Origin of the sequence: Agreia sp. PsM10 (assembly GCF_030433855.1) — a bacterium.
GTDB lineage: Bacteria > Actinomycetota > Actinomycetes > Actinomycetales > Microbacteriaceae > Agreia.
Map to the genome: position 1 here is coordinate 55460 of NZ_JARUXC010000012.1, position 25108 is coordinate 80567.

A 25108-nucleotide genomic window follows, 5' to 3' on the forward strand; every position below is an offset into this window, starting at 1 on the left:
TCGACTGGAGACAGGATCGTGGTGAATCTGCTCGCGCAGCCGGCCTTATCGCCTCCGCAGCAGAAGAGGGCTTTCGAACGACGGGCCGCCTGCATCGACGCCGCGCGCGAGATCCTCCTGGTCGATGGAGTGGACGGTCTCACGATGCACGGAGCGAGCGAGGCCGCGGGCGGAAGCAAGGCCGCGATCTATCGGTACTTCAGCGACAGGACGGACCTCGTCGATGCTGTTGTGCAGGCCGATCGTGAGCGACTCGAGTCGTTGTTCGAGCGCTATGCGGATGCGATGACGATGGGCACCGAGCTCGACGTTCTGCACCAAGCGGTTCGGGCCATGGTGGACCTACGGGTGAGCGCGACAGGTGCAGTGCCGATCTCCCTGAACTCGCTCGGGCGGTCGCGCCATCGCGATCACGTGTCGAAGTTCGCGTGGAGCATCGCTGCACGCGTCCACTTCGCGTCCGAGGCAGGACTCGTGAATCTGCGGCTCAACCGATACGAGTACATCGTGGCCTCGGTGGATGCCGTTCTGGTGCGTGCGCGACGGTCGGCGACACGTGAGGAGACGGGGCGGCTCCAGCGCATGTGTGTCGATGTCGTGGCGGCCGTACTCCGAGATTAAGGGGCCGTGGCGTCGTCGACGGCCTGGGATGCCTGGGCCAAGGCGCGTCGGGCGCGCGAGATGCGTTGTCGTACGTTTGCGCTGCTGATGCCCATCGCCGAAGCGATGTCGTCTGCAGAGGTGCCCTCGATCGCACTCATCAACAGGGGAACGCGGAGCGTCTCCGGCAGCTTCTGGATCGCCTGGAGAGTGCGTCGAAGCCGATCTCTGAGCTCGGTGTCGACCTCGATGTCGTCTGCGGAGGGCTCGTCGTCGTCGAGCTCGACCTCGCTGCGTCGCGAGCGCTGGCGAACGACGTCGACCACGGTGTTTCGGGCGATCGTGTCGAGCCAGGAGCACATGGGTCGATATTCGGTTGCCCTGACGCCGTTCACGGAATGCCAGGCGCGCAGCGCGACCGTCTGCGCGACATCGTCGGCCTCGGATGGATGGACGCCGAGGGAGATGCTGCGTCGTCGCAGGCGAAGGGGTTCGGCCGTGAACATCGAGGCCAGCGATGACTGCGCCTGCGAGTAGGTGCTTCTCTCCATGGGTGTCCCCTTCGATCGAGTGCCGGTGTCACTCATTAAGACGGTGTTCGCCGTTGATTGTGACATCGATTCGCAAAAATATCTCGAGATGCATGGAGCGAGGCGAGGTGCGTCACATCTCGCACGGTTCTCCGTCTCTCTCTGGGGCGTCTCGACGCGAGGCGCATAATCAAGAGAAAGCAGACCCATGACCGTCATCTCCGAACTCAGCCAGCTGCACCCCGCATGGGCCGACGCCTTCAACGCGTCCGACATCGATGCGATGCTCGCCCTCGCCGAGACCGACCAGGTGTTCGTTCCGGCACCGGGCGCCGCGCTCCAGGGCGAGCATGCGAAGGGTGCTCTCGAGCAGTTCCTCTCGCTTGGCCTGCCCATCTCAATGGCCGTGCGCCACGCTTTCGAGGCGAACGAGATCGGCCTCGTGATCGTCGACTGGAGCATTTCGGGAATGGGCCCGGATGGATCGCCGGTAGAACTGGCCGGAACGACTGCGGATGTCGCCCGTCGTGGTGCCGACGGCTGGAAGTTCGTGATCGACAACCCGTTCGGTACCGCCTGATCAGGCCCGCCCGGCGACCCGCCAGCAGGAGGGACGCGCGTCAGAGGCTGCGGGGCATAGATTCGACTTCTGACGGCGGAAGCGTTCCTGCCTGGTCTGTGTCCACGGGCGAGAGGGGCCTCGAATGCCGCGTAGCATCGACGGGCGTCTGGGTCGCCGTTCCGGCAGGACGAGGGCCACGGTGCCGCTCGATCAACTGGACACCCGTGCGATCGCCCTGCTCGGGGTCGGGTGGCCTGTGATTGCATTGATCGGAGCCGTCGTCTTCGGCCTCGTCGTGGCTCCCGCCATCGGGGGCACCTTCGTCATCGACCTCTGGGGACGAGGAAGGGCCACGTCTCTCGAAACAGACACCGACGCGTTCGCTGTCGTGCAGTTCGTCTGCGCTGGAGTCGCCCTCATCGCGAGCGTGGTCGCCGCCGTGGTGGCTCGACGTGCCGCGCGCTTCTCGGTGTGCATCGGCGTGCTGGTCTCGATCCTCACGCCGCTTCTGCAGGGAATCGTCATCGTCAACGCGGTCGTCCCCTCCTACAGCGACCTCGACCGCGCGGGTCTCGCTTCTCTGGGGATGCTCGGCGGCACGATTCTCGGTGCCGTCTCGTTCTTGCTCGTGGTTGTCATCACGCGACGGCGGGATACGCAGGCGACGGCCTGATCGCATCCGAGGTCTCGACACCACGAACGCGGCCTGCCGTGTCAAGATCGATCATGGCCGACCGATTGATGCTGCTCGACACCGCCTCGCTCTACTTCCGCGCGTTCTACGGGGTGCCTGACGCCATCAAACGAGACGACGGCACGCCTGTGAACGCGGTGCGCGGCCTGCTCGACATGATCGCGCGGCTCACGACGGAGTTCGAGGCCACGCAGCTCATCGCCTGCTGGGACGACAACTGGCGCCCGCAGTGGCGGGTCGATCTGCTTCCGAGCTACAAGGCGCAGCGGGTGGCCGAGACGGTGTCGAGCGGCAATGACATCGAAGAGGTGCCCGAGGGGCTGGTCGCCCAGATTCCGCTCATCCGCCACGTGCTCGACCTTGCCGGGATCGCCATCGTGGGCGCGGAGGACCACGAGGCCGACGACGTGATCGGCGCCTACGCCGCCCACGCGAACTCCGCCGTCGATGTCGTGACCGGCGACCGCGACCTCTTCCAGCTGGTCGACGACGCGCACGATGTGCGAGTGATCTACACGGCGCGCGGCATGAAGAACCTCGAGCTCGTCACCGATGAGGTGATCGTGGGCAAGTACAAGGTTCTGCCGAGCCAGTACGTCGACTACGCGACCCTCAGGGGTGACGCCTCGGACGGGCTGCCCGGGGTCGCGGGCATCGGCGAGAAGACGGCCGCGACGCTCCTCGCCGAGCACGGCACGCTCGAGTCGATTCGCGACGCCGCGCAGGATGCCGACAGCGGCTTGAGCGCGTCGGTGCGGTCGAAGATCGTGGCGGCCGGCGACTACCTCGACGTGGCACCCACGGTCGTGACCGTGGTGCGCGACCTCGACCTGCCCTCGCCGGCCAAGACCGGCGCGCGTCTCGCGCCCGTGGGCGGCGACGCACGCGACGAGCTCGAGAGGCTGTCGAAGGACTGGAACCTGGGTGGTTCCGTCACCCGACTGTTGGCCGCCCTCGACAGCTACGCCTGACGATCCGAAAGTTACAACGTGACCACGAACTTCGTCGCCGACGCCCCGGCTCGAAGTGCGTCGAGAGCGGGCTGAATGCTCTCGAGGCCCGTGCCGATGACCTCTGACCTCGGCGCGGTCACGTAACGGCCCTCGGCGAGCGCCTCGGGCAAGAACCGTCCCCACAGCATGGGCCCGACCTCGTTCGTCATCAACGAGCTGCCCCAGACGAAGCGGGTGCGAATTCCCCGAAGGCGGCTGCGGACCATCAGCGGCGCAGTGCGCGCGAGCATCCGCAGCCCGAAGCGTGCCAGCGCCAGCGGCGCGCGACGGCGAGGGAGGCTGCTCATCGACACCGACGGGCTGGCGAGGCTGACCCGGCGCGCGCCGGTCGCGATGGCGATCGACAGAGCCGGTTCGGCAGAGCCCGTTCCGACGGCGAACACGCCGGCCACCGGGCGGCCGCCGACGAGGTCGACCACCTCGTGCGCGGCCGACCCGCTGCGGTAGTCGACGACATGCCGGGCCCCGAGCGCCCGCATCCGGTCGTGGTTGATCGGCGACGCCGTCGTGATCACGGAGTATCCGGCCGCGACGGCGAGCTGGATGGCGTTGCTTCCGACGCTCGTCGATCCTCCCCAGACGATCACCCACTCCGCCGCGTCGGTGTCTGCGTCCGCGTCTGCAGGAACGGCGCCGCTCGTGGGATGCCGGAGGCCGAGCTGGTCGGTCTGGAACAGGGCGGACGCAGCCGTCGAGATGGCGAGGGGGAGAACGACGGCGTTCTCGAACGACAGCTCATCGGGGATGCGCGCTGTCAACTGCGCCTGCACGACGGTGAACAGCTGGAAGGCGCCCTCGGTGGCATGGTTGCGATTCTTCTCCATGCCCACCGCATAGCCGATGACGCGGTCGCCCGCCGTGAAGCCCGACACGCCCGCGCCGACCTCCACGACCTCACCCGCGACATCCTCGCCGAGGACCGCAGGGCTGGGCAGCCACCCGTACATCACGTTTCCGGTGGACTGCTTGATCTCGTCGAGGGGGTTCACGGCGACGGCGCGTGCCCGGATCACCAGTTCACCCGCAGCGGCAGACGTGTAGGGAGCTTCGGCGACGGTCAGATCGGCGTAGGGGGCGGCCAGATAGGCGGCGGAATTTGTGGGCATGACTGGCGTCCTCTGCGTGATCGACAAGTGATGGCATTGCGTGACATCAGAATACACGTGATGGCACGCCGTGTCATCACTAGACTGACCTCATGGCTCGTTGGCAACCGAATGCGCGTGGGCGGCTCGAACGTGCGGCGTTCGAGCTCTTCGTCGAGCAGGGATTCCAGGCCACGACGGTTCCCCAGATTGCGGAACGCGCCGGACTGTCGACGCGCACCTTTTTCCGGCACTTCGCCGACAAGCGCGACGCCCTCTTCGCCGAGGAGCACGCCGTACCGGAGCAGGCGGCGCGCATCATCGCCGAGGCTCCCGCGTCGCTCGGCCCCCTGCAGATCGTCGCCGACGGATTCGACGCAGTCGCGGCGGCGCAGTTCTCGCGGGAGAAGAGCTACTACATCGCCCGCCATCGGATCATCCAGTCCGATGACGGACTGAGAGAACGGCAACTGCGCATGCCTGCCGCCCTGGTCGAGGCGCTGCGCACCGGTTTCGAGCATCGCGGCGTCGACCCCGTCGACGCGACGCTCGCGGCGCACCTCACGGCCACCGTGTTCAGCGTCTCGATCGGTCGCTGGCTCGCCTCGCCTTCCGATGAGCCTCTCGCCGCGCTGCTCCGCGACACCTTCGATCGGATGCGGCGCACCGCCTCGTCGTAGGCCGGGCGACGGCGGTCAGTAAGGCGAAGACACTCCGCCGATGCGCCGCGACAGCTCGCGGGCGTGCCGCTGGGTCTCCTCCACCAGTCGTGCGCGGCTGGGCTCGTCGTGCGATTCGCGCTCGAACGTCACCGCGATCGCCGCTGCGGGCCATCCCGCATGGTCGATGACCGCGACCGCGATGGAGGCGAGCCCGGGCGTGATCGTCTGGTCTTCGATCGCGAATCCTCGAGTGCGGGTCTCCGTGAGGATGCGACGGAGTCGACCGTACGTCTCCGGTCCGGTCTCCTCGCCGCGCCGTGTGAAGGCAGCGGCGTCGGGAAACAGGGCGCGCACCTGGGCGGCGGGCATCGCGGCGAGCATGGCGATGCCGCTGGCCGTGAGGTGTGCGGGCAGTCGCACCCCCACGTCACTGACGAGCGCCTGCTTGCGAGGAGCCCGTTCCTCGATGAGATACAGCACGTCGCGGCCGTGCATCACGGCCAGATGCGCGCTCTCGACGATGCGGTCGACGAGCAGGGCGAGAACCGGGTGGCCGAGTCGGGAGAGCGGCTCCTGCCGGCCGAATCCGGAACCGAGCTCGAACGCCGCGATTCCGAGGCCGTACCGCCTGATGTCGGCGAAATGCAGCACGAAGCCGGCATCCACGAGCACCCCGAGCAGCTTGTAGACCGACGAGCGGGGCAGCGAGAGAGCGGATGCCAGGGTCGCGGCGGGCACGGGCCGGCTCTGGGCTGCCAGATGGCTGAGGATGCGCAGCGCCGCGCTCGCGGCGGGTGCTCCCGATTCGATGGACACACTCAACTGTCTCGCATACGAGACGGTTTCGTCGCATCCGGACCACCGGCATCCGCTCGCCCGCGGTCGAATGGGTGTCATGACCGCGCCAACTCCGACCTCCTCCCGCATCTCGGCCCCCGTGCGTATCGGCACCGGCCCCATCGATATCGACGACGTGGTCGCGGTGGCGCGTCACGACGCTCATGTCGAGATCGACGCCGACGCTCGCGCCGCGGTGGCGGACAGTCGAGCGGTCGTCGAGGCGCTCGCGGCGGACCCCGCGCCGCACTATGGAATCTCGACCGGCTTCGGGGCCCTCGCCTCGACCTTCATCGCGAGCGAGCAGCGCACGCAGCTGCAGCGCAGCCTGGTTCGATCCCACGCGGCCGGCTCGGGGCCCGAGGTCGAGCGCGAGGTCATCCGCAGCCTGATGCTGCTGCGCATCTCGACACTGCTGACCGGGCGCACCGGCATCCGCCTGTCGACGGTCGACAGCTACGTCGCCATGCTCAACGCGGGCATCACGCCCATTGTGCGCGAATACGGCTCTCTCGGCTGCTCGGGCGACCTGGCGCCTCTGGCGCACTGCGCGCTCGCGCTGATGGGGGAGGGCGAGGTGCGCGACGCCTTCGGGGTCGTGATGCCGGCCGCGGAGGCGCTCGCGGCGGCGGGCATCGATGCCGTGGTGCTGGCAGAGAAGGAGGGGCTCGCCCTGATCAACGGCACCGACGGCATGCTCGGCCAGCTGAGTCTCGCCATTCACGACCTGCGGATGCTGCTGACGAGCGCTGACATCGCCGCCGGCATGAGCGTCGAGGCCCTGCTCGGAACCGATGCCGTGTTCGCCGCCGATCTGCAGGCGCTGCGGCCGCAGCACGGCCAGGCACTGTCCGCCTCCAACCTGCGCTCGATGCTCGCGGGGTCACCGATCGTCGCGAGCCACAAGCCCTCCACCCACACGGTGGTGCAGGACGCGTACTCGCTGCGCTGCGCGCCGCAGGTGCACGGCGCTGCTCGAGACACGGTGGACCACGCCGCCCTGGTCGCGGGCCGCGAGCTGGCCTCGGCGGTCGACAACCCGGTCGTGACGATCGACGGGCGTGTCGAGTCGAACGGCAACTTCCACGGTGCGCCCGTGGCCTATGTGCTCGATTTTCTCGCCATCGTGGCGGCCGACGTCGCGAGCATGTCGGAGCGACGCACCGACCGTATGCTCGACCCGGCTCGCAACCACGGGCTCCCCGCGTTCCTGGCTCACGACGCGGGAGTCGACAGCGGCCTCATGATCGCCCAGTACACGGCCGCGGGGATCGTGTCGGAACTGAAGCGGCTCGCGGTTCCCTCATCGGTCGATTCGATCCCCTCCTCGGCGATGCAGGAGGATCACGTGTCGATGGGGTGGGCCGGCGCCCGCAAGCTCCGCACCGCCATCGACGGGCTGACCAGGGTCATCGCGATCGAGGTGATGACGGCGGCCCGCGCGCTCGACCTGCGCGCACCGCTCGAGCCCGGCGATGGATCGAGCGCCGTGCTCGAGCTTGTGCGGGCCGAGATCGACGGGCCGGGGCCCGACCGGTTTCTCTCGCCCGAGATCGAGGCCGTCGCATCCCTCGTTCGACGGGGAGCCGTGCGCGATGCCGCGGCCGAGCGGCTGGGCGGACTGAACTGACCGGGCGCGGCCCGGGACGGCGCGCCCGCTACTGTACGGCGGCGGTGAGACGGGCGACGGTGTCGAGCGCCTGCGCCACCGCGGGGCGTGCCAGCCACTGTTCGAGCGTGATCTCGCGCGACCGCTCGCGATAACCGTCTTCGATGGCGCGCAGACGTTCGACGAAGTCGGCGCTGCGCACCATGAGTGACACCTCGAAGTTCAGGCTGAACGAGCGCATGTCCATGTTGCTCGACCCGACGACGGCCACGTCGTCGTCGACCGTGAAGTGCTTCGAGTGCAGCACCGTCGGCTCCTGGTAGAGGAAGATGCGCACGCCGGAGCGCAGAAGCGTCTCGTAGTACGAGCGCTGCGCGTGGTAGACCACGTACTGGTCGGCGACGGCGCAGGCGAAGAGCTGCACGTCGACTCCCCGCTCGGCGGCCGTCGTGATGGCGTAGAGCATGGAGTCGTCGGGCACGAAGTACGGGCTCGCGATGATCAGGCGTTCCTGGGCTCCGTAGACGAGCGCGTTGAAGAGGCGCAGGTTGTTCTCGCCGTCGAATCCCGGCCCGCTCGGAACGACCTGGCACTCGATGCTGTCGGGGGATTGCGACGGGGTGGCACGCGTGTCGTCGGTCTCGACGATGTCGCCCGTCTCGCTGTACCAGTCGGTGACGAAGAGCGCGTCCAGACCGAGGGCTGCCGGGCCTTCGAGCCGCACCATCAGGTCCTTCCACTTCAGGCCGCGGCGGATGTTTCCCTGTTTGTCGTAGCTCGAGTCGATCATGTTCTGCGACCCCGTGAACGCGATGTGGCCGTCGACGACGACGATCTTGCGGTGGTTGCGCAGATCGGGTCGACGCCAGTTTCCCTGCCAGGGACGGAACGGCAGCATCTCCTCGAACGGGATGCCGTTCTCCCGCAGCCAGGCGCGTGTCGAGCGACCGCGCGGATTGCGCATGGTGGCCCAGTGGTCGTAGAGCACGCGCACGGTGACGCCCCGCTCGTGGGCCGACTTCAGCGCGTCGAAGAATGCGCGGGTGGTGTCGTCGCGGCCCAGGATGTAGAACTCGACGTGCACGTACAGGGTTGCGGATGCGACGGCGTCGGTCATCGCCTGGATCGACGCCTCGTAGTCGGGCAGCAGGGTGGCGGTGTTGCCCGCGATCAGAGGCATGGCGCCGAGGGTGCGGTTGAGGTGCACGACCGAACCGAACCAGGCGGGTTCGGCCGTCGTGGTCTCGGCGCCGTCGAACGGACCGGCCGCGTCGAGGATGAAGGCGTTGACCTCGCGCTGCTTGTCGCGTCTGTCTTTCGGCAGCCGAGAACTGCCGAGCAGTGCGTAGAGAAGGCTGCCGGGGATGGGGGAGATGAAGATGGCGAGGAGCCAGGCCATGGCGGAGCTGGGCCGGCGGTTGCGGGGCACGGTGACGACGGCGCCGATGCGGATGAGGATGTCGACCACCAGGATGACGATGGGGAAGATCTTGAGGATCGAGCGCCAGGTCGTGCGGGCCATCAGGCGGCCGGAAGCGTTCTGAGCAGGCGCTCGGTGGCGGTCACCATGTGCGCTCGCATCGCGTCTGCCGCGGCCTGGGGATCGCGGGAGAGCAGCGCCTCGTGCACCGCCACGTGCTCGTCGTAGGCCTGCTCGGCGTCGGACGTGTCGTGCAGGCCGCGTTCGACCCAGATGCGAAGCAGCGATCGAATGCTCTGGAGCAGGGTGACGAGAACCGAGTTGTCGACGCCGCGTGCGATCTCGAGGTGGAACTTGAGGTCGGCCTCGATGAAGCGGGTGCGGTTGTCGCCCGCCTCCTTCATGGCCGTGAGGTGCTGGTTGAGCCGCTTCATCGCGTCGTCGGACATGCGGCTCGCTGCGAGCTCTGTGGCGAAGACCTCGAGGGCGCCGCGAACCTCGATCAGTTCACGGGTGCGTGGCTCGCCGAGCATGAGGCCCCAGCTCAGAGTCTCGGGAAGCAGCTCGGAGGCTGTTCCACGGAGGTACGTGCCGCTGCCGGGACGCACGTCGACGATGCCCAGGATCTCGAGTGCGGCGAGGGCCTCGCGCACCGCCGAGCGGCCTATTCCCAGGGCCGTGGCGAGCTGACGCTCCGGCGGCAGCCGGGTTCCCGGCGCGATGTCGCCGCCCATGAATAGGTCGAGCAGGCGTTTCGCGACGGCGGACACGGCTGTGCCGCTGGCCACGGAGCTGAGGGCCGCGCTGATCTCGTCGGTCGCGGGTCGATCGGGGAAGGCGGGCACACGCTCAGATTAGCAACGACGTCTGACGCGGTGCCGTCCACGCCCGCGCTTGTTGCCAAAAACGGACATGTGGCGCTATTCTGGTGAAATTGGTCAACCGGTTGCTACCACTTGACCGTCGCTGCTCGTTGCGATGGCTCAACCCGTTGGCGTTAACAAGGGAGTTATTCATGTCAACCGCGAACGCGGCGAGCGCCGTCTCCGCCGTCGAGAAATCGACAATCAAGAAAGTTGCGTGGCGGCTCGTTCCGTTCGTGGCCTTCATGTTCTTCATCAACTACCTCGACCGATCCGCCATCGGTTTCGCCGCTCCGAACGGCATGAACGACGATCTGGCCCTGACCGTCACCCAGGTCGGATTCGCCTCGGGCGTCTTCTTCATCGGGTACATCCTTCTCGAGGTCCCGTCGAACCTGGCGCTCGCCCGCTTCGGCGCACGCCGCTGGCTCTCGCGCATCATGGTCACCTGGGGAATCGTCGCGGTTCTGTTCACCTGGGTCGGCAACTTCGAGCAGCTCGCCATCCTGCGCTTCGTTCTCGGTGTGGCAGAGGCCGGATTCTTCCCCGGCGCCATTCTGTTCCTCAGCCTGTGGGTGCCCGCGCGGCACCGAGGCAAGATCCTCGCGCTCTTCTACCTGGCTCAGCCCCTGACCACCGTCATCGGAGCTCCGCTGGCCGGCCTGCTCATCGGAGCCCACGGACTGTTCGGCCTCGAGGGCTGGCGCGTCATGTTCCTCGGAGTCGGACTGCCGGCCATCATCATCGGTGTCGTCGCCTGGTTCTACCTCAAGGACAAGCCCAGCGACGCCAAGTGGCTCACCAAGGAGGAGCAGGTCTGGCTCACCGAGGAGCTCGCCGCAGAGAAGACCAAGACCGAGTCGTTGCAGGCGGTCACCGCCGGCAAGCAGCGCGGTGGTTTCATGCAGGCCTTCACCAGCGGTCGCGTCTGGATTCTCGCGTTCATCTACTTCGGCTTCATCTACGGCCTCTACACTCTGGCGTTCTTCCTGCCGACGATCATCAACGGCTTCCAGGAGCTGTACGGCACGGAGTACAACGTCTTCGAGAAGGGCCTCATCACGGCCGTCCCCTACATTCCGGCCGCGATCGCACTGTGGCTGTGGACCAAGGACGTCTCGAAGCGCGGACTGAAGACCTGGCACATCGCGGGCCCCGCGGTCGTCGGCGCCCTCACGATTCCCCTCGCCCTGTTCGCCGGGTCGCCCGTGGCCACGATCGCCGTCATCGCGATCACCGCCATGGCCATCTTCGCCGTGCTGCCGAACTTCTGGACACTGCCTACCCAGTTCCTCACCGGCGTCGCCGCCGCGGCGGGTGTCGCCCTGATCAACACCGTCGGAAACCTCGCCGGATTCGGCGCACCGTACATCACGGGTGCTGTCGCCGACCTCACGAAGGACTCCGCAGGAGAACCCCAGTACTTCGTGCCGATGGCGATCGTGGGCTTCTTCCTGCTGCTCTCCGCAGTGCTGATGGTCGTGCTCTCGTACCGGGGCAAGAAGGACGGTTCCTTCAACCCCGACGCGAAGGCACCGGCGATCGTCCACTGACCGCCGACCCGACTATCGACACCCCAGGAGATATCAGATGACTCGCCTTTTCAACGATCCGACCGAGTTCGCCGACGAGATGATCGACGGCTTCGTGGCCGCGAACGCGAATCAGGTGCGCCGTGTCGCGGGCGGAGTGGTGCGCAGCACCCGCACGCCCGAGGGAACGGTCGCGCTCGTCGTCGGCGGCGGTTCGGGCCACTACCCGGCATTCGGCGGCATCGTCGGCCAGGGGCTCGCGCACGGCGCCGCCATGGGCAACCTGTTCGCGTCGCCGTCTGCGCAGCAGGTCGAGTCGGTCGCGCTCGCCGCCAACCGCGGCGGGGGAGTGCTGCTCAGCTTCGGCAACTACGCCGGAGACGTGCTGCACTTCACCCAGGCCGAGCAGAAGCTCAACGCCGCCGGAATCCAGACGCGCAGCGTCGCGGTGACCGACGACATCTCGTCCGCCCCGGCGGCCGAGAAGCACAAGCGCCGCGGCATCGCGGGTGACCTCACGGTGTTCAAGTCGGCCGCAGCCGCGGCCGAGGAGGGCTACTCGCTCGACGAGGTCGTGCGCGTCGCCGAGCTGGCGAACGAACGCACCCGCTCCTTCGGCGTCGCCTTCTCGGGCTGCACGCTCCCGGGTGCCGACGCGCCCCTCTTCACGGTTCCCGACGGCCGCATGGCCGTGGGAATGGGCATCCACGGTGAGCCGGGAATCGACGAGACCGACGTGCCCACCGCCGACGGCCTCGCGTCGCTGTTCGTCGAGTCGCTGCTCGCCGAGCTGCCCGAGGGCATCTCGTCGCCCGAGGGTCGGCGGGTCGGCGTGATCCTCAACGGGCTCGGCTCGGTGAAATACGAGGAGCTCTTCGTCGTCTACCGTCGCATCGCCGTGCTCCTGGCGGAGGCCGGCCTCGAGGTCGTCGACCCCGAAGTGGGCGAGCTCGTCACCAGCTTCGACATGGCGGGCGCCTCGCTCACGCTGTTCTGGCTCGACGACGAACTCGAACGCTTCTGGCGTGCACCGGCCGACACCCCCGCCTACCGCAAGGGTTCGGTGGCAGCGGTGCAGCAGCTCGACCCCAGCGAGATCGAGGCCGCACAGGCGGTCGTCATCCCCGAGTCCGACGAGGACTCCAGGCAGGCTGCAGCCGTCGTCGCCCACGCGATCGAGGCGATCGCCCGGGTCGTCGACGCCAACGCCGACGAGCTGGGCCGCATCGACGCGGTCGCCGGCGACGGCGACCACGGCATCGGGATGCAGCGGGGCGCGCGGGCCGCATCGGCCGCGGCCTCCGAGGCGCTCGCCCTGGGCGCCGGTGCGAGAACCCTTCTCGAGCTGTCGGCGAACGCCTGGGCGAACAAGGCCGGCGGCACGTCGGGAGCGTTGTGGGGCGTCGCCCTGTCGGCGGTCGGCGACGCGCTGGGCGACGAGGGCAGGCCGACGGCCGACTCGGTGTCTGTCGGAGTCGCGGCCGCGGTCGACGGCATCATGTCGTTCGGCAAGGCCGAGGTGGGCGACAAGACGATGGTCGACGCCCTCGTGCCCTTCCGAGACACATTGACGAGCGGAGTCGAGGGGGGAGCCTCTCTCGCCGATGCCTGGCAGAGCGCGGCCGATGCCGCTTCCGCAGCGGCGACAGCCACGGCCGACCTGCTGCCCCGCATGGGCCGCGCGCGTCCGCACGCGGAGAAGAGCCTCGGAACCCCCGACGCCGGAGCGTACTCGTTCGGCCTCATCGTGCAATCCATCGCCGCCGTCCTGGCCGGCGCCACTGAAGGAGAGAAATGACTGACAAGCTCCGCATCGTCATCGGCTGCGATGACGCGGGATTCGACTACAAGGAGATCCTGAAGAAGGACCTCGAGGCGAGCGATCTCGTCGAGAGCGTCACCGACATCGGTGTCGACGCCGACGGCCACACCGCCTACCCGAAGATCGGTGTCGCCGCCGGTGAGCTCGTCGCCGCCGGCGAGGCCGACCGCGCGCTCCTCTTCTGCGGCACGGGAATCGGCGTCGCAATGGCCGCCGGCAAGGTCGCGGGAATCCGCGCATCCGTCGCCCACGACAGCTTCTCGGTCGAGCGACTGATCCTGAGCAACAACGCCCAGGTGCTCACCATGGGCCAGCGCGTCATCGGCATCGAGCTCGCCCGCCGCCTCGTGAGCGAGTGGCTGACGTACCGCTTCGACGAATCCAGCGCGAGCGCCGAGAAGGTCGCCGTGCTCTCGGAGTACGAGGCAACGGGCTCCTGCTGATGACCACCCCCACCCTCGTCGGCGTGAGCCTGAAGATGTACTTCGGGCACGCGCAGACGCTCGATTGGATCTCGAAGGTCGGTGACCTCGCCCGTCGCCATCCGGCGGTGCGAGACGGCTCCGTCGAGGTCTTCGTGATTCCGGGATTCGTGTCGCTCGCGCAGAGCGTCGGCGTTCTCGAGGGAACACCCGTGCTCGTGGGGGCGCAGGACCTGGCGACGGAGGATGCGGGAGCGTTCACCGGCGAAGTCAGTGGGGTCGAACTCGCCGAGGTCGGCGCGCGGGTCGTCGAGGTGGGCCACGCGGAGCGTCGCGCCCTGTTCGGCGAGACCGACGAGGTCGTGGCACGCAAGACCTCCGCTGCACTGCGCAACGGTCTCGCTCCCGTGCTCTGCGTGGGCGAGAAGACGCGTACCTCTCCTGAGGACGCCGCCGCGGAGTGCCTGCGCCAGCTCGACTCGGCGCTCGACGGCGCTCCCGCGGGCCGCGTGATCGTGGCCTACGAGCCCGTCTGGGCGATCGGAGCGGCGGAGCCCGCGGAACCCGCGTACGTGCGGGCCGTCTGCGGCCGACTTCACGCGGCCGTGGCCGACCGGCCCGACAGCGCCGTCATCTACGGCGGCAGCGCCGGCCCCGGACTGCTGGCCGAGCTCGGTGACGAGGTCGACGGCATCTTCCTCGGTCGATTCGCCCACGACACGGATGCGTTGGGGCGCGTTCTCGACGAAGCGGGGGCCCGGCGATGATCGGCCTCGGCTCCTACGCGTTCTTCTGGCAGCACTCCGAGCTCGCGCCGAACCGGCTCGACGCCTTCGACATGCTGCGCCGCACGGCGGAACTGAACGTCGAGCTGTTCCAGTTCTGCGACTACGCACCCATCGAGGACCTGAGTCGCGACGACGTCGCACGCCTGTCCGATCTGGCGCACGAGCTCGGGATCACCCTCGAGCTCGGCACGAAGGGGGTGACGCCCGAGCACCTCGAGAAATATCTCGACCTCGCGAACGCGCTCGACGCATCCATCGTGCGCAGCATGCTCTACTCGCCCACGTCGCGGCCCACTCTCGCCGAGGCCGAATCGCAGCTGCGACAGGTTCTCGGCGCGTACGACGAGGCCGGCGTCGACCTGGCCCTCGAGACCTACGAGCAGGTGACGTCGACCGACCTCGTGGGGCTCGTCGAGCAGGTGGCGCATTCCCGGCTCGGCATATGCCTCGATCCGGCGAACAGCGTGGCGGCGCTCGAGAACCCGCGTGACGTGATCGATCGCACGGCGCCCTACGTCAAGAACATCCACGTGAAGGACTTCGCGTTCACCCGGCGTGGCGGCTGGGTGGGCTTCACCCTGGAGGGCGCCCCGCTCGGCACGGGCCTCCTCGACTACGACTACCTGCTCGAGACCGTGCGTCCGAACGACCGCGGCATCAACCAGGTGATCGAACACTGGCTTCCCCTGCACGACACCATCGACGAGACGGTGCAGCTGGAGAACGACTGGAACGACCACAACCTCGCATATCTAAGGAGCAAGAATGTCTACTGACAACCTCACCATCGCCGTCATCGGCGCGGGCGGCAAGATGGGCATGCGCGTGTCCAACAACCTCGTCAAGACCGACTACACCGTGTACTACAGCGAGGTCTCGCCCGCAGGGCAGGAGCGCGTCACGGCGACCGGCCGCGTGCTCACCGACACCCCCACCGCTGTGGCGGACGCCGATGTCGTGGTGCTCGCCGTTCCCGACCTCGCACTGAAGGCCGTCTCGGCCGACGTGGTTCCGCAGATGAAGAGCGGTGCCGTGGTGCTCACCCTCGACCCCGCCGCCGCCTACGCGGGTCTGCTGACCCGCCGCGACGACGTGATCGAGGCCGTGACGCACCCGTGCCACCCGTCGATCTTCGTCGAGCGCCACACGCCCGAGGAGTACGCCGACACCTTCGGCGGAATCGCAGCCCTGCAGGATGCGATCGCCGCGATCGAGAGCGACGACGAGTCGAAGAAGGCTCAGGTCGAGCAGGTCGTGCGCGCGATCTTCGCCCCGGTCGGCGACGTGCACTGGACCACCGTCAAGCAGCTCGCCCAGCTCGAGCCCACCCTGGTGGAGACCATCGCCTGCATGATCGGTGCCCTGCTCAAGGAGTCGCTCGACGAGGCCGTGAACACGATGGGCGTTCCCGAGCCCGCCGCGCGCGCCATCCTGCTCGGCCACACGCAGGTCGCCCTGGCGAACACGCTCAAGGGTGACAACCCCTTCTCGGACGCCTGCCTGATCGCCATGGACTACGGCCGCGGCGCCATCATCAAGGAGGACTGGAAGAAGGTCTTCAGCGACGAGGAGCTCGACAAGAACCTCGCGAAGATGCTGCACCTCGACAAGATCGAGCGCTAGAAGTCGGAGAGAAGAGCGGGCGACGACTCCATCAGGGGTCGTCGCCCGTATCTGCTTGTTAGGCTTGCCTAAGTTCGTCTCGAAGTTAGGTCATGCCATGTCCCTCACCGCCCCAGCCGCGGGCGCCCGCAAGCCGCGTACCCAGATCACGTTCTCGGTCGTTCGCAGCCTCAGGCTCTCTCCCCACCTCGTTCGCGTGGTTCTCGGAGGTGCCGGCTTCGACGCCTTCGAGAGCAACGACAAGACCGACAAGTACGTGAAGATGCTGTTCACCGATGTCGACGGACATCAGGTGACCCGCACTTACACCGTGCGCGAGGTGAACGAGGCAGACAAGACGATCTCGATCGACTTCGTCGTGCACGGTGACGAGGGCCTCGCGGGGCCCTGGGCGGCCGCCGCGAAGCCGGGCGACGTCGCCGTCGTCTCCGGCCCGGGTGGGGGATACGCCCCCGATCCGACGGCTGACTGGCATCTGTTCGCCGGCGACGAGTCGGCCCTTCCCGCCATCGCGTCGGCTCTGGATGCCCTCCCCGCGACCGCGCGGGGCGTCGCGTTCATCGAGACCTACTCCGAGGTCGACGCCATCGAGCTGCGAGCCCCCGAGGGTGTCGAGGTGCGCTGGCTGCTGCGCCGCGATGCGCAGGCGGGGGAGACGACCCTGCTCGCCGACGCGGTCGCCGACCACGACTGGGACGAGGGTCGGGTGCAGGTCTTCGCCCACGGGGAGCGCGGCGCCATGAAGCAGCTCCGTGAGGTCTTCAAGGAACGCGGCGTCACGCGCACGCAGCTGTCGCTCTCGGGCTACTGGGCGTTCGGACGCACCGAGGATCGATTCCAGGCGGAGAAGCGCGAGCCCGTCGGCGTCATCGAGCCCGTCTCCGATTGAGTCTGCGCGTTCCAAAACGATCGCGTTGGTTCGCGGGCCATCGGGCACAATGATCGTATGAATCGTGCCCAGCGCAGAGCGCCCCTCGTCGTCATCGCCACGGTTCTGCTCGTCGGTCTCAGTGCGTGCGTTCCGGCGCCCGAGCCCGCCCCGACGGTCACGATCACCCAGAGCGCGCCCGCGGTCACCATCACGCCGACACCCACGCCGACCCCCACACCCACGCCGGCTGCCGAGCCCGAACCCGAGCCGGCACCCGCTCCCGAGCCGCCCGCTCCTCCCGTCTCGCCCAACGCCATGGGCGGGCAGACAGACGGGGGAAACACGGCGACGACGCCGTGGGTCAGCGACTCGGGTCCGCAGCAGTTCGCCACGGGACCGGCTGTCGCGCTGAACGACTACGAATACAGCTACACGGTCGCCAACCAGGATCAGGTGCTGGCGATCGCCTCCCGCTTCAATCTGCAGGTCGACGACGTGGTCCGCGTGAACTTCCGCTGCTCCGACTACCTCGAGGTGCAGCCGGGCGACGTGCTCGACATCCGCTGGCCCGTCGATTCCGAGCAGATCGGCGGAGGCTGCTGACGCGCCACCCGCTGCGATGCTCGAGCGGCCCGCCCGCACCACCGCCCGTTGAGTAGGCCACCGCGGCCGCGCCGGTCGAGCAGCCCGTCCGCCCCCGCGCCGGTCGAGTAGGCCGCTCGCGGCCGTATCGAGGCCCGTTCCCTGAGCTTGTCGAAGGGGACCCATCCAGTCCGCGTCCCCTCCTCCACAACCCACCATTAGCGGCACTTATCCACAGTCGTTTCCCCTGATCAAGCATCGAATGCTCGCTCCGACCCAGTGTCGGTGGTCACTGTTTGACTTTCCCCATGACATTCGAAAGCCCACCCCTCGAGCCTGACCCGTACCTGGTCGCGCTCGATGAGGTCGCCGCCCTCGACACGCAGATAGCCCGCCTATCCGCAGTCAGGGCCAGACGCGTCACCGCGGCAAGAAACCACCTCGACCGGCAGGCGCCGGTCGACACGTCCACCGCCGGACCGCAATGGTCCACGGCCCGGGTCGAACGCGTCGAGCTCCTTACCGAGCTCGCCCTGCTGACCCGACGAACCGAGTACCGCGCCGCCACGCTGATCGACACGAGTACGGCCCTCGTCGATCGGCTCCCCGCGACTCTGGCCGCGGTGGCCGCAGGGCTCATGTCGTGGGAGCACGCTGAGGTCATCGCGAAGCACGCCGAAGGGTTAGAGGGCGACGCGTTGGCCACGTACGACACGAGGCTCGCTTCTCTGGCTGTCGAGGTGAACCCGAAGCAGCTCGAGAAGAAAACCCGCCACGAGGTCGAACTCGCCCAACCCACCACCGCCGTCGAACGAGCAGAGAAAGCCGCGGGGACCCGCCGCATCTACGTGGATCCGGCGGCGGACGGCATGGCCTGCCTCACCCTATTCGCCCCGGCGCCGGAGATCCACGCGATCGCGGACAGGGCCGTGCGATTGGCGGCCGGACTGAAAACAGGTGGTGACCCTCGCAGCATGGGGCACCTGAAAGTCGACGTCCTGACCGATCTGCTGCTCAACGGGGAACCCTCGATCCCCGGAGCCACCCGGGGTATTCGGGGTCGGGTGCATGTGATGGTTCCCGCGATGACGCTCCTCGGGGTGGGTGAGGAGGCGGCGATCCTCCGCGGGTACGGTCCCATCGACCCGGCCACTGCCGCCCAGTTGACCGCGGAGGCGACATCGTGGCGGAGGATCCTCACAGACCCGATCATGGGGCGGATCCTGGCCACCGACCCCCGCGACTATCGGCCGACCGCGGCGATGATCGACCACGCCCGGCTCGTGCATCCGGAATGCGTGTTCCCGGGGTGCACGGTTCCGTCGGAGCAGGCGGACATGGACCACACCGAAGACCATGCCTACGGTGGCGGCACCATCCCCGAGAACCTGGCCCCGTTGAGCGCGGGGCATCATCGGGTGAAGCACCACACGAGGTGGGAGTTCGTCCAGAACGGAGACGACACCCTCACGGCGACCTCTCCGGCCGGCCACGTCTACACGGTTCGGCCAGAAGGCCGGATGCGGCCCGCACCACAAGCCCTCTTCAAGGCCACAGCGGCAGCAGCAACCGCGGCCGCGGCCGCGGCCGCGACGACGACGACGATCACGGAAGAGGAGGAGCTCGCCGACTGCCCCTTCTAACCACCAGCGGGTCTCGATACAGCCCAGGCGGCCCACTCGATCAGCGCAGAAGATCTCCGGGTCTCGATATAGCCGCAGCGGCCTACTCGTCCGGCGCCAGCGGGTAAGGCCGAGGCGTTCCCCGAGCTTGTCGAAGGGCGGCCACCTCGATCAGCGCTAGGGAGACGAGAGCGCCTCCGCACAGCGCCGATAATCCAGCGCGCCCGACACCCACCACCACCCGCGCGCTGATCGAGTAGCGGGGCGAGGAACGAGCACCGCGTATCGAGATCACCCCGGGCTCCCATCGGAACGCTGGGGCGGGCACGCTCCGCGCTTTCGTGCGCCTCGAAACTCTCCCGAACACCGGGTTGGTGTCGGCTGACGTCAGCGGTTCGTGCGAGACAGGTTGAGAACCTCGCCGGTGAAGGCCTGCGAGTCCTCGGGGTTCGGCGAGCGCCGCGGGTTCAGGTAGAACAGGTCGTCGAGGGCGATGCCGAAGCGATCCGCCACGGCCGCGAGCGTGTCTCCCTGTGCGACGGTGTATGCCGTTGGGTCGTCGCCGTCGAGTGCCACGGTGCCCATGGCTCCCGTGACCGGACCGGAGTCGACGACGTCCAGGCCGGGCCGCATGTCGGGAGTGCTCCATGCGAGGGGAGCGTGCGAGAGCAGCGGGATGGGGCAGGCCTTGTCGGGGGCGCCTCCGGAGGCTGCGCGGGTGACCACGACCTCGCGGATGAACGAGAGATCGCCCTGGCCGATACCGTCGCTGCCGCCGATGGGAAACACCAGCGGAACCGACGGATCGTGACCCTGCTCTGCCTGGCCGAGGCCGAATCGCCAGTCGGAATCGAGACACTGCTCGTCGGGGGAGAGCGCGTCGGCCGTGAGCGTGAACTGCACGGCGGAGGAATCCGGAACAACAAGGTCTGTCACGACGAGCTCGAAGATGCCGGCGTCGTTCACCCGGATGGAGACCGAACCGGTCACGGCTGCAGTGTCGACGAATGCGCCCGTGGCGGCTGTCGTGCCGGGGGCGACCACGGGGCGCAGGTCGTCGGCGGCCGCGCCATCCTGAGCCGTGCCGGTCACACTGGGCGCCGGCGCGCCGTCTGCCGAGCATCCGGCCAGAAGCAGAATGCCGAGCGCCATGGCCAGAGGGCCGACTCCTCGTGTCATAGCGCAAGTATGCCTCGCCGCGACCCTCGTGCGCACCGCTCGCGTGCAGCATGGGCGAGCCCGCTGCCGGTATCGTTGAGGCGACGCACACCGCACCGCGGCCGACGATGGACGTCGCGCCGCAGCCAGAAACCGGAGCAGAGCATTGACCGATTCCCACCTGGCCATCGTGATCCTGGCTGCAGGCCAGGGCACGCGCATGAAGTCCGCCAAGCCCAAGCTGCTGCACACCCTCGCGGGCATCCCGATCGTGAGCCATGTGCTCGCCACCGCCCGTGAAATGGATGCCGCTTACACGGTCGCCGTCGTCCGTCACGAGCGCGATCAGCTGGCCGAGGTGATCGACGAACAGCTGCCCGGCGGCATGATCGTCGACCAGGACGAGGTTCCCGGCACGGGCCGCGCGGTCGAACAGGCCGTCGCCGCCCTTCCCGCCGACTTCTCCGGCGAGGTGCTCGTCGTCAACGGCGACGTGCCCCTGCTCGACGCGGCGACGCTCACGGCCCTCATCGAGTCGCACCGCGCCGGATCGTCGTCGGCGACGCTGCTGTCGGCCTTCCTCGACGACGCCACAGGTTACGGCCGCATCGTGCGCGACGGCGACGGTCGGCTGCAGAGCATCGTTGAGCACCGCGATGCGTCCGAGTCCGAACTCGCGATCGCCGAGATCAACGCGGGCGTCTACCTCTTCGGCCTGTCGGAGCTGCGCGACACCCTCGCCTCGCTCGACACCCAGAATTCGCAGGGCGAGAAGTACCTCACCGACGTCGTCGGCCTGCTGCGCGCGGCCGGCTCCGAGGTCGCGGCCGTCCCCGTCTCGGAGCCCTGGCTGGTGGAGGGCATCAACGACCGGGCGCAGCTGAGCGTGGCGGCCGCCAAGCTCAACGCCCTCATCGTGCGGGGCTGGCAGCTCGCCGGCGTGACCGTGCAGGATCCGGCCACCACCTGGATCGACCTCAAGGCGACCATCGCCAACGACGTCGAGCTCCTTCCCGGAACGCAGATCCGCGGGGCCACGGTGATCGCGACCGGCGCGGTGATCGGCCCCGACACGACCCTGGTCGACTGCGAGATCGGCGAGGGCGCCGAGGTGAAACGAACGGATGCGACCCTGTCGGTCATCGGTGCCGGTGCCAGCGTCGGCCCCTTCGCCTACCTGCGCCCGAACACGATCCTCGAGGCCGGCGGCAAGATCGGCACCTTCGTCGAGACGAAGAACTCGACCATCGGAGCGGGCAGCAAGGTTCCGCACCTCTCGTACATCGGCGACACCACGGTGGGGGTCGCCTCGAACGTGGGCGCGGGCACCATCACCGCGAACTACGACGGGGTGAACAAGAACAAGACGATCGTCGGGTCGCACGTGCGCACCGGGTCGCACAACGTGTTCGTCGCCCCCGTTAGAATTGGCGACGGAGCGTACACAGGTGCAGGAACGGTCGTCCGAAAGGACGTGCCGGCCGGAGCGCTGGCAATTAACGTCGCTCCGCAGCGGAACCTCGAGGGCTGGGTCGCCACGAACCGACCGGGAACAGCTGCGGCGATCGCCGCCGACGACCATGCGTCAGAACAGAGTGGAGACTAATTTGTCGGACATCACCTCCACCGGGGAGAAGCGCCTTCTGGTCGCATCCGGACGCGCCCACCCGCAGCTGGCGATCGATGTCGCGGCCGCACTCGGCACCGACCTGCTTCCCACCGACGCCCGCACTTTCGCCAACGGCGAGCTCTACGTGCGCTACGACGAGAGCGTGCGAGGCGCCGACGTCTTCGTCATCCAGTCGCACAGCGCGCCCATCAACGAGTGGCTCATGGAGCAGCTCATCATGGTCGACGCCCTGAAGCGCGCATCCGCCAAGCGCATCACCGTCGTCGCCCCCTTCTATCCCTATGCGAGGCAAGACAAGAAGGGTCGCGGGCGCGAGCCCATCTCGGCCCGTCTCGTGGCCGACCTGTTCAAGGCCGCCGGCGCCGACCGCATCATGTCGGTCGACCTGCACGCCGCCCAGATCCAGGGATTCTTCGACGGTCCCGTCGATCACCTCTTCGCGATGCCCGTTCTTCTGGCGCACATGCGCACCGAGCTCGACCCGTCGACCCTCACCGTGGTCTCGCCCGACATGGGGCGCGTGCGCGTGGCCGACATCTGGAGCGACAAGCTCGGCGCACCGCTGGCCATCATCCACAAGCGCCGCGATCCGCTCGTTCCCAACCAGGTCTCCGTTCACGAGATCGTCGGCGACGTCAGTGGGCGTGTCTGCCTGCTCGTCGACGACCTCATCGACACCGGCCGCACGATCGTCGCGGCATCCGAGGCGCTCAAGAAGGCCGGCGCGCTCAGCGTCGTCGTCGCGGCCACCCACGCGGTGTTCTCCGACCCGGCCACCGAGATCCTGCAGTCGGACTTCATCGACTCGGTCGTCGTCACCGACACGCTTCCCCTGCCCCTCGACAAGCGTTTCGACAAGCTGACGATCCTCCCGATCGCTCCGCTGATCGCGCGAGCCATCCACGAGGTGTTCGAAGACGGCTCCGTCACGAGCATGTTCGACGGGGACGCCTGAGCACGATTCGAGCGTAGGCTTTCAGCTATGGATTACACCCCCGCAGCCGGCACCATCACGATGTTCTCCACCTCCTGGTGCGGGTACTGTGCACGATTGAAGAGCCAGCTCGACAAGCAGGGCATCGGCTACACCGAGGTCAACATCGAAGAGGTCGACGGCACCGCCGAACTGGTGGCGTCGCTCAACGGCGGCAACCAGACGGTTCCGACCGTCATCTTCCCCGATGGCACCAGCGCCACGAACCCCTCGGCTCACGAGGTCGCGACGCGCCTCAGCTGACCTGGCCCGGCTCCGGCCGGGTAGGAATGGCGGGGAAGAGCCCGAGAGGCGCGACATTGCGGTCGCCGCCGTAGGCTCCGACCGTGTAGCACTGCCATCCCAGGCCGCCGTCGCCGAACAGCTCGAAGTGCGCAGACGACCCCTGGGTCGTGGGGTCCTGGTACGGGGCGATGATGGCGCATGCCCGCTCCGCGGTGGCATGGCTGAAACTGGCCGTCGTGAGAATGCCGGGGAGCACAAGACAGATCAGACCGACGATCACGACGATGCGCATCGCCCTGCGCATGCGCTCGCTTCTGAGGGGGCGATCGCCATGCGGCACGTACCCCTCGAGTTCCGGTTCGTCTGAGTAGAAGGACATAGCCTCACCAGTCTCGCATCCCGAGCGGCCTTCGTTCCCTGAGCCCATCGAAGGGGCCTTCAGGGGCAGCCCTTCGACAGGCTCAGGAACGGTGTCCTAGTGCGAGGAGCCCTCGGACTCGATCTCGGTGCGGTCGCCCGACCAGAGCGTGTGGAACGTGCCCTCCTTGTCGATGCGCTTGTAGGTGTGCGCGCCGAAGAAGTCGCGCTGTCCCTGGACGATCGACGCCGGGAGGCGGTCTGCGCGCAGCCCGTCGTAGTACGCGAGCGACGACGAGAATGCGGGGGTCGGGATTCCGGCCTGCACGGCGCTCACGACGACCCGGCGCCAGGCATCCTGCGTGCCGGCGATCGCCTCTGTGAAGTAGGGCGCGGTGACCAGCGCGACCAGACCCGGGTTCTCGGCGTACGCCTCGGTGATGCGGTTCAGGAAGCGGGCGCGGATGATGCAGCCACCGCGCCAGATCTTGGCGATCTCGCCCTTCTTGATATCCCAGCCGTAGTGCTCGGCGCCGGCGACGATGGCGTCGAAGCCCTGCGAGTACGCGATGATCTTCGACGCGTAGAGCGCCTTGCGCACGTCTTCGATGAACGCGGCAGGGTCATCGACAGCGACGGTCTCGCTGGGGCCGGGCAGGTCGCTGGATGCGGCGCGCTGGGCGGGCTTGGACGACAGGGCCCGGGCGAAGACGGCTTCGGCGATGCCCGATACGGGGATTCCGAGGTCGAGCGCCGTCTGCACGGTCCAGACTCCGGTTCCCTTCGAGCCGGCCTGGTCGAGGATCACGTCGACGAGCGGGCGGCCCGTCTCGGCGTCGACCTGTCGCAGCACCTCTGCGGTGATCTCGATGAGGTAGCTCTCGAGCTCGCCCTTGTTCCATTCGGCGAACACATCGGCGATCTGCGCGGGGGAGTAGCCCGTGCCGCGGCGGATCAGGTCGTAGGCCTCGGCGATGAGCTGCATGTCGGCGTACTCGATGCCGTTGTGGATCATCTTGACGAAGTGGCCGGCACCGTCGGTTCCGACGTGGGTGACGCACGGCTCGCCCTCGGCGACGGCCGCGATCGACGCGAGGATCGGGCCGAGCGTCTCATACGCCTCGGCGGATCCGCCGGGCATGATGCTCGGGCCGTTGAGCGCACCCTCCTCGCCGCCGGAGATTCCGGCGCCGACGAAGTTCAGGCCGCGTTCGCGGGCAGCCTTCTCGCGGCGGATGGTGTCGGTGAAGAGCGCGTTTCCGCCGTCGACGATGATGTCGCCCTCTTCGAAGAGGTCGGAGAGCTGGCTGATGACGGCGTCGGTACCCTTGCCGGCCTGCACCATGATGATCGCGGTGCGCGGCTTCTGCAGTGATGCCACGAAGTCCTCGATCGTCTTCGACGCCACGAACTCGGCCTCGGGGTGCTCCGAGGTGAGGAGATCGGTGCGTTCGGGGGAACGGTTGTACACGGCAACCGTGTTGCCCTCGCGGCTGGCGAGGTTGCGGGCGAGGTTGGACCCCATCACGGCGAGGCCGACCACGCCGATGTTGGCGGTGGCCGTCGAACTTGAAGTGTCTGACACTGTCTGGTCTCCTAGGTGTTGT

26 protein-coding genes are annotated in these 25108 nt (G+C 68.0%); 18 read left to right on the top strand and 8 right to left on the bottom strand.

The genetic code is table 11. The features are described from left to right. The first annotated feature begins 18 nt into the window (after window positions 1-18). Window positions 19-621 (top strand): TetR/AcrR family transcriptional regulator, encoded by a 603-nt coding sequence (locus QCD70_RS14455; RefSeq protein WP_301217466.1) that lies wholly within the window; start codon window positions 19-21, stop codon window positions 619-621. On the opposite strand, the gene QCD70_RS14460 is transcribed toward QCD70_RS14455, so the two are convergent. After that, window positions 618-1151: an RNA polymerase sigma factor gene (locus QCD70_RS14460; RefSeq protein WP_301217468.1), complete on the bottom strand. Its 534-nt coding sequence runs from the start codon at window positions 1149-1151 to the stop codon at window positions 618-620. The two genes, QCD70_RS14455 and QCD70_RS14460, sit on opposite strands and share 4 nt — an antisense overlap. A gap of 187 nt (window positions 1152-1338) precedes the next feature. On the opposite strand from QCD70_RS14460, the gene QCD70_RS14465 reads away from it, so the two are divergent. The 3 genes from QCD70_RS14465 (at window position 1339) to QCD70_RS14475 (ending at window position 3357) form a co-directional block, all read left to right on the top strand. Continuing rightward, entirely contained in the window at window positions 1339-1710 is a 372-nt protein-coding gene (locus tag QCD70_RS14465) for a YybH family protein (RefSeq protein WP_301217470.1), read from the top strand. A gap of 124 nt (window positions 1711-1834) precedes the next feature. Then, window positions 1835-2365 (top strand): hypothetical protein, encoded by a 531-nt coding sequence (locus tag QCD70_RS14470; protein WP_301217472.1) that lies wholly within the window; start codon window positions 1835-1837, stop codon window positions 2363-2365. Between the two features lie 53 nt (window positions 2366-2418). After that, entirely contained in the window at window positions 2419-3357 is a 939-nt protein-coding gene (locus QCD70_RS14475; RefSeq protein ID WP_301217575.1) for a 5'-3' exonuclease, read from the top strand. Between the two features lie 11 nt (window positions 3358-3368). Here the strand turns inward: QCD70_RS14475 and QCD70_RS14480 are convergent, their stop codons facing one another. Beyond that, complete coding sequence (locus QCD70_RS14480) at window positions 3369-4505, bottom strand: zinc-binding alcohol dehydrogenase family protein (protein WP_301217474.1); 1137 nt, start codon at window positions 4503-4505, stop codon at window positions 3369-3371. 92 nt (window positions 4506-4597) lie between these two features. Here QCD70_RS14480 and QCD70_RS14485 point away from each other — a divergent pair, with 92 nt between their 5' ends. Next, complete coding sequence (locus QCD70_RS14485; protein WP_301217476.1) at window positions 4598-5164, top strand: TetR/AcrR family transcriptional regulator; 567 nt, start codon at window positions 4598-4600, stop codon at window positions 5162-5164. A gap of 15 nt (window positions 5165-5179) precedes the next feature. Here QCD70_RS14485 and QCD70_RS14490 read toward each other — a convergent pair whose 3' ends face one another. Continuing rightward, window positions 5180-5962, bottom strand: a complete 783-nt coding sequence (locus QCD70_RS14490; RefSeq protein WP_301217478.1) for an IclR family transcriptional regulator — start codon at window positions 5960-5962, stop codon at window positions 5180-5182. A gap of 79 nt (window positions 5963-6041) precedes the next feature. Between QCD70_RS14490 and hutH the strand changes: the two genes are divergently transcribed. After that, the gene (hutH, locus tag QCD70_RS14495; RefSeq protein WP_301217480.1) at window positions 6042-7613 is read left to right on the top strand and encodes a histidine ammonia-lyase; all 1572 of its coding nucleotides are present in this window, start codon (window positions 6042-6044) and stop codon (window positions 7611-7613) included. Window positions 7614-7641: 28 nt separating this feature from the next. Here the strand turns inward: hutH and cls are convergent, their stop codons facing one another. Both cls and QCD70_RS14505 read right to left on the bottom strand, forming a co-directional pair. Continuing rightward, complete coding sequence (gene cls, locus QCD70_RS14500) at window positions 7642-9114, bottom strand: cardiolipin synthase (RefSeq protein WP_301217482.1); 1473 nt, start codon at window positions 9112-9114, stop codon at window positions 7642-7644. Beyond that, entirely contained in the window at window positions 9114-9857 is a 744-nt protein-coding gene (locus QCD70_RS14505) for a FadR/GntR family transcriptional regulator (RefSeq protein WP_055930369.1), read from the bottom strand. The genes cls and QCD70_RS14505 overlap by 1 nt, the downstream gene beginning before the upstream one ends. Before the next feature lie 170 nt (window positions 9858-10027). On the opposite strand from QCD70_RS14505, the gene QCD70_RS14510 reads away from it, so the two are divergent. From QCD70_RS14510 to QCD70_RS14550, 9 genes are all read left to right on the top strand, one after another. Beyond that, on the top strand, window positions 10028-11428 hold the full coding sequence (locus QCD70_RS14510; protein WP_301217484.1) for an MFS transporter: 1401 nt from the start codon (window positions 10028-10030) through the stop codon (window positions 11426-11428). Between the two features lie 37 nt (window positions 11429-11465). Beyond that, complete coding sequence (locus QCD70_RS14515; protein ID WP_301217486.1) at window positions 11466-13205, top strand: dihydroxyacetone kinase family protein; 1740 nt, start codon at window positions 11466-11468, stop codon at window positions 13203-13205. Beyond that, the gene (locus QCD70_RS14520) at window positions 13202-13672 is read left to right on the top strand and encodes a ribose-5-phosphate isomerase (RefSeq protein ID WP_301217488.1); all 471 of its coding nucleotides are present in this window, start codon (window positions 13202-13204) and stop codon (window positions 13670-13672) included. The genes QCD70_RS14515 and QCD70_RS14520 overlap by 4 nt, the downstream gene beginning before the upstream one ends. Continuing rightward, window positions 13672-14418 (top strand): triose-phosphate isomerase family protein, encoded by a 747-nt coding sequence (locus QCD70_RS14525; RefSeq protein WP_301217490.1) that lies wholly within the window; start codon window positions 13672-13674, stop codon window positions 14416-14418. Before QCD70_RS14520 ends, QCD70_RS14525 begins: the two co-directional genes overlap by 1 nt. Next, window positions 14415-15215 (top strand): sugar phosphate isomerase/epimerase family protein, encoded by an 801-nt coding sequence (locus QCD70_RS14530; RefSeq protein WP_301217492.1) that lies wholly within the window; start codon window positions 14415-14417, stop codon window positions 15213-15215. Before QCD70_RS14525 ends, QCD70_RS14530 begins: the two co-directional genes overlap by 4 nt. Further along, on the top strand, window positions 15205-16062 hold the full coding sequence (locus QCD70_RS14535; protein ID WP_301217494.1) for a phosphogluconate dehydrogenase C-terminal domain-containing protein: 858 nt from the start codon (window positions 15205-15207) through the stop codon (window positions 16060-16062). Before QCD70_RS14530 ends, QCD70_RS14535 begins: the two co-directional genes overlap by 11 nt. Window positions 16063-16159: 97 nt before the next feature. Further along, window positions 16160-16951: a siderophore-interacting protein gene (locus QCD70_RS14540; protein WP_301217496.1), complete on the top strand. Its 792-nt coding sequence runs from the start codon at window positions 16160-16162 to the stop codon at window positions 16949-16951. Between the two features lie 57 nt (window positions 16952-17008). Beyond that, window positions 17009-17536, top strand: a complete 528-nt coding sequence (locus tag QCD70_RS14545; RefSeq protein ID WP_301217499.1) for a hypothetical protein — start codon at window positions 17009-17011, stop codon at window positions 17534-17536. A 287-nt stretch (window positions 17537-17823) separates the two neighbouring features. After that, window positions 17824-19158 carry an HNH endonuclease signature motif containing protein gene (locus QCD70_RS14550; protein ID WP_301217501.1) on the top strand — a complete coding sequence of 445 codons (1335 nt, stop codon included), beginning with the start codon at window positions 17824-17826 and terminating at the stop codon, window positions 19156-19158. A gap of 366 nt (window positions 19159-19524) precedes the next feature. On the opposite strand, the gene QCD70_RS14555 is transcribed toward QCD70_RS14550, so the two are convergent. Then, the gene (locus QCD70_RS14555) at window positions 19525-20316 is read right to left on the bottom strand and encodes a LysM peptidoglycan-binding domain-containing protein (protein ID WP_301217503.1); all 792 of its coding nucleotides are present in this window, start codon (window positions 20314-20316) and stop codon (window positions 19525-19527) included. A 145-nt stretch (window positions 20317-20461) separates the two neighbouring features. Here QCD70_RS14555 and glmU point away from each other — a divergent pair, with 145 nt between their 5' ends. Genes glmU through QCD70_RS14570 form a run of 3 tightly spaced genes read left to right on the top strand, consistent with a single transcriptional unit; the run spans window position 20462 to window position 23162 of the window. Next, window positions 20462-21901: a bifunctional UDP-N-acetylglucosamine diphosphorylase/glucosamine-1-phosphate N-acetyltransferase GlmU gene (glmU, locus tag QCD70_RS14560; protein ID WP_301217505.1), complete on the top strand. Its 1440-nt coding sequence runs from the start codon at window positions 20462-20464 to the stop codon at window positions 21899-21901. Next, window positions 21876-22880 (top strand): ribose-phosphate diphosphokinase, encoded by a 1005-nt coding sequence (locus QCD70_RS14565; protein WP_441004947.1) that lies wholly within the window; start codon window positions 21876-21878, stop codon window positions 22878-22880. Before glmU ends, QCD70_RS14565 begins: the two co-directional genes overlap by 26 nt. 27 nt (window positions 22881-22907) lie before the next feature. After that, window positions 22908-23162, top strand: a complete 255-nt coding sequence (locus QCD70_RS14570) for a mycoredoxin (RefSeq protein WP_301217509.1) — start codon at window positions 22908-22910, stop codon at window positions 23160-23162. Here QCD70_RS14570 and QCD70_RS14575 read toward each other — a convergent pair. Further along, window positions 23155-23523: a hypothetical protein gene (locus tag QCD70_RS14575; RefSeq protein ID WP_301217511.1), complete on the bottom strand. Its 369-nt coding sequence runs from the start codon at window positions 23521-23523 to the stop codon at window positions 23155-23157. The genes QCD70_RS14570 and QCD70_RS14575 overlap by 8 nt on opposite strands. Window positions 23524-23619: 96 nt before the next feature. Further along, window positions 23620-25086, bottom strand: a complete 1467-nt coding sequence (gene gndA / locus QCD70_RS14580; RefSeq protein ID WP_301217513.1) for an NADP-dependent phosphogluconate dehydrogenase — start codon at window positions 25084-25086, stop codon at window positions 23620-23622. Window positions 25087-25108: the final 22 nt, after the last annotated feature.

What these genes read in the sequence shown, in the direction of transcription:
- QCD70_RS14570 (WP_301217509.1), top strand. Translation starts at nt 22,908, where the DNA reads ATGGATTACACCCCCGCAGCCGGCACCATCACGATGTTCTCCACCTCC.
- QCD70_RS14465 (WP_301217470.1), top strand. Translation starts at nt 1,339, where the DNA reads ATGACCGTCATCTCCGAACTCAGCCAGCTGCACCCCGCATGGGCCGAC.
- QCD70_RS14480 (WP_301217474.1), bottom strand. Translation starts at nt 4,505, where the DNA reads ATGCCCACAAATTCCGCCGCCTATCTGGCCGCCCCCTACGCCGATCTG.
- QCD70_RS14485 (WP_301217476.1), top strand. Translation starts at nt 4,598, where the DNA reads ATGGCTCGTTGGCAACCGAATGCGCGTGGGCGGCTCGAACGTGCGGCG.
- hutH (WP_301217480.1), top strand. Translation starts at nt 6,042, where the DNA reads ATGACCGCGCCAACTCCGACCTCCTCCCGCATCTCGGCCCCCGTGCGT.
- QCD70_RS14520 (WP_301217488.1), top strand. Translation starts at nt 13,202, where the DNA reads ATGACTGACAAGCTCCGCATCGTCATCGGCTGCGATGACGCGGGATTC.
- QCD70_RS14565 (WP_441004947.1), top strand. Translation starts at nt 21,876, where the DNA reads ATGCGTCAGAACAGAGTGGAGACTAATTTGTCGGACATCACCTCCACC.
- QCD70_RS14475 (WP_301217575.1), top strand. Translation starts at nt 2,419, where the DNA reads ATGGCCGACCGATTGATGCTGCTCGACACCGCCTCGCTCTACTTCCGC.
- QCD70_RS14530 (WP_301217492.1), top strand. Translation starts at nt 14,415, where the DNA reads ATGATCGGCCTCGGCTCCTACGCGTTCTTCTGGCAGCACTCCGAGCTC.
- QCD70_RS14460 (WP_301217468.1), bottom strand. Translation starts at nt 1,151, where the DNA reads ATGGAGAGAAGCACCTACTCGCAGGCGCAGTCATCGCTGGCCTCGATG.
- QCD70_RS14550 (WP_301217501.1), top strand. Translation starts at nt 17,824, where the DNA reads ATGACATTCGAAAGCCCACCCCTCGAGCCTGACCCGTACCTGGTCGCG.
- QCD70_RS14535 (WP_301217494.1), top strand. Translation starts at nt 15,205, where the DNA reads ATGTCTACTGACAACCTCACCATCGCCGTCATCGGCGCGGGCGGCAAG.
- QCD70_RS14540 (WP_301217496.1), top strand. Translation starts at nt 16,160, where the DNA reads ATGTCCCTCACCGCCCCAGCCGCGGGCGCCCGCAAGCCGCGTACCCAG.
- QCD70_RS14545 (WP_301217499.1), top strand. Translation starts at nt 17,009, where the DNA reads ATGAATCGTGCCCAGCGCAGAGCGCCCCTCGTCGTCATCGCCACGGTT.
- QCD70_RS14575 (WP_301217511.1), bottom strand. Translation starts at nt 23,523, where the DNA reads ATGTCCTTCTACTCAGACGAACCGGAACTCGAGGGGTACGTGCCGCAT.
- QCD70_RS14510 (WP_301217484.1), top strand. Translation starts at nt 10,028, where the DNA reads ATGTCAACCGCGAACGCGGCGAGCGCCGTCTCCGCCGTCGAGAAATCG.
- QCD70_RS14470 (WP_301217472.1), top strand. Translation starts at nt 1,835, where the DNA reads ATGCCGCGTAGCATCGACGGGCGTCTGGGTCGCCGTTCCGGCAGGACG.
- cls (WP_301217482.1), bottom strand. Translation starts at nt 9,114, where the DNA reads ATGGCCCGCACGACCTGGCGCTCGATCCTCAAGATCTTCCCCATCGTC.
- QCD70_RS14515 (WP_301217486.1), top strand. Translation starts at nt 11,466, where the DNA reads ATGACTCGCCTTTTCAACGATCCGACCGAGTTCGCCGACGAGATGATC.
- QCD70_RS14555 (WP_301217503.1), bottom strand. Translation starts at nt 20,316, where the DNA reads ATGACACGAGGAGTCGGCCCTCTGGCCATGGCGCTCGGCATTCTGCTT.
- QCD70_RS14525 (WP_301217490.1), top strand. Translation starts at nt 13,672, where the DNA reads ATGACCACCCCCACCCTCGTCGGCGTGAGCCTGAAGATGTACTTCGGG.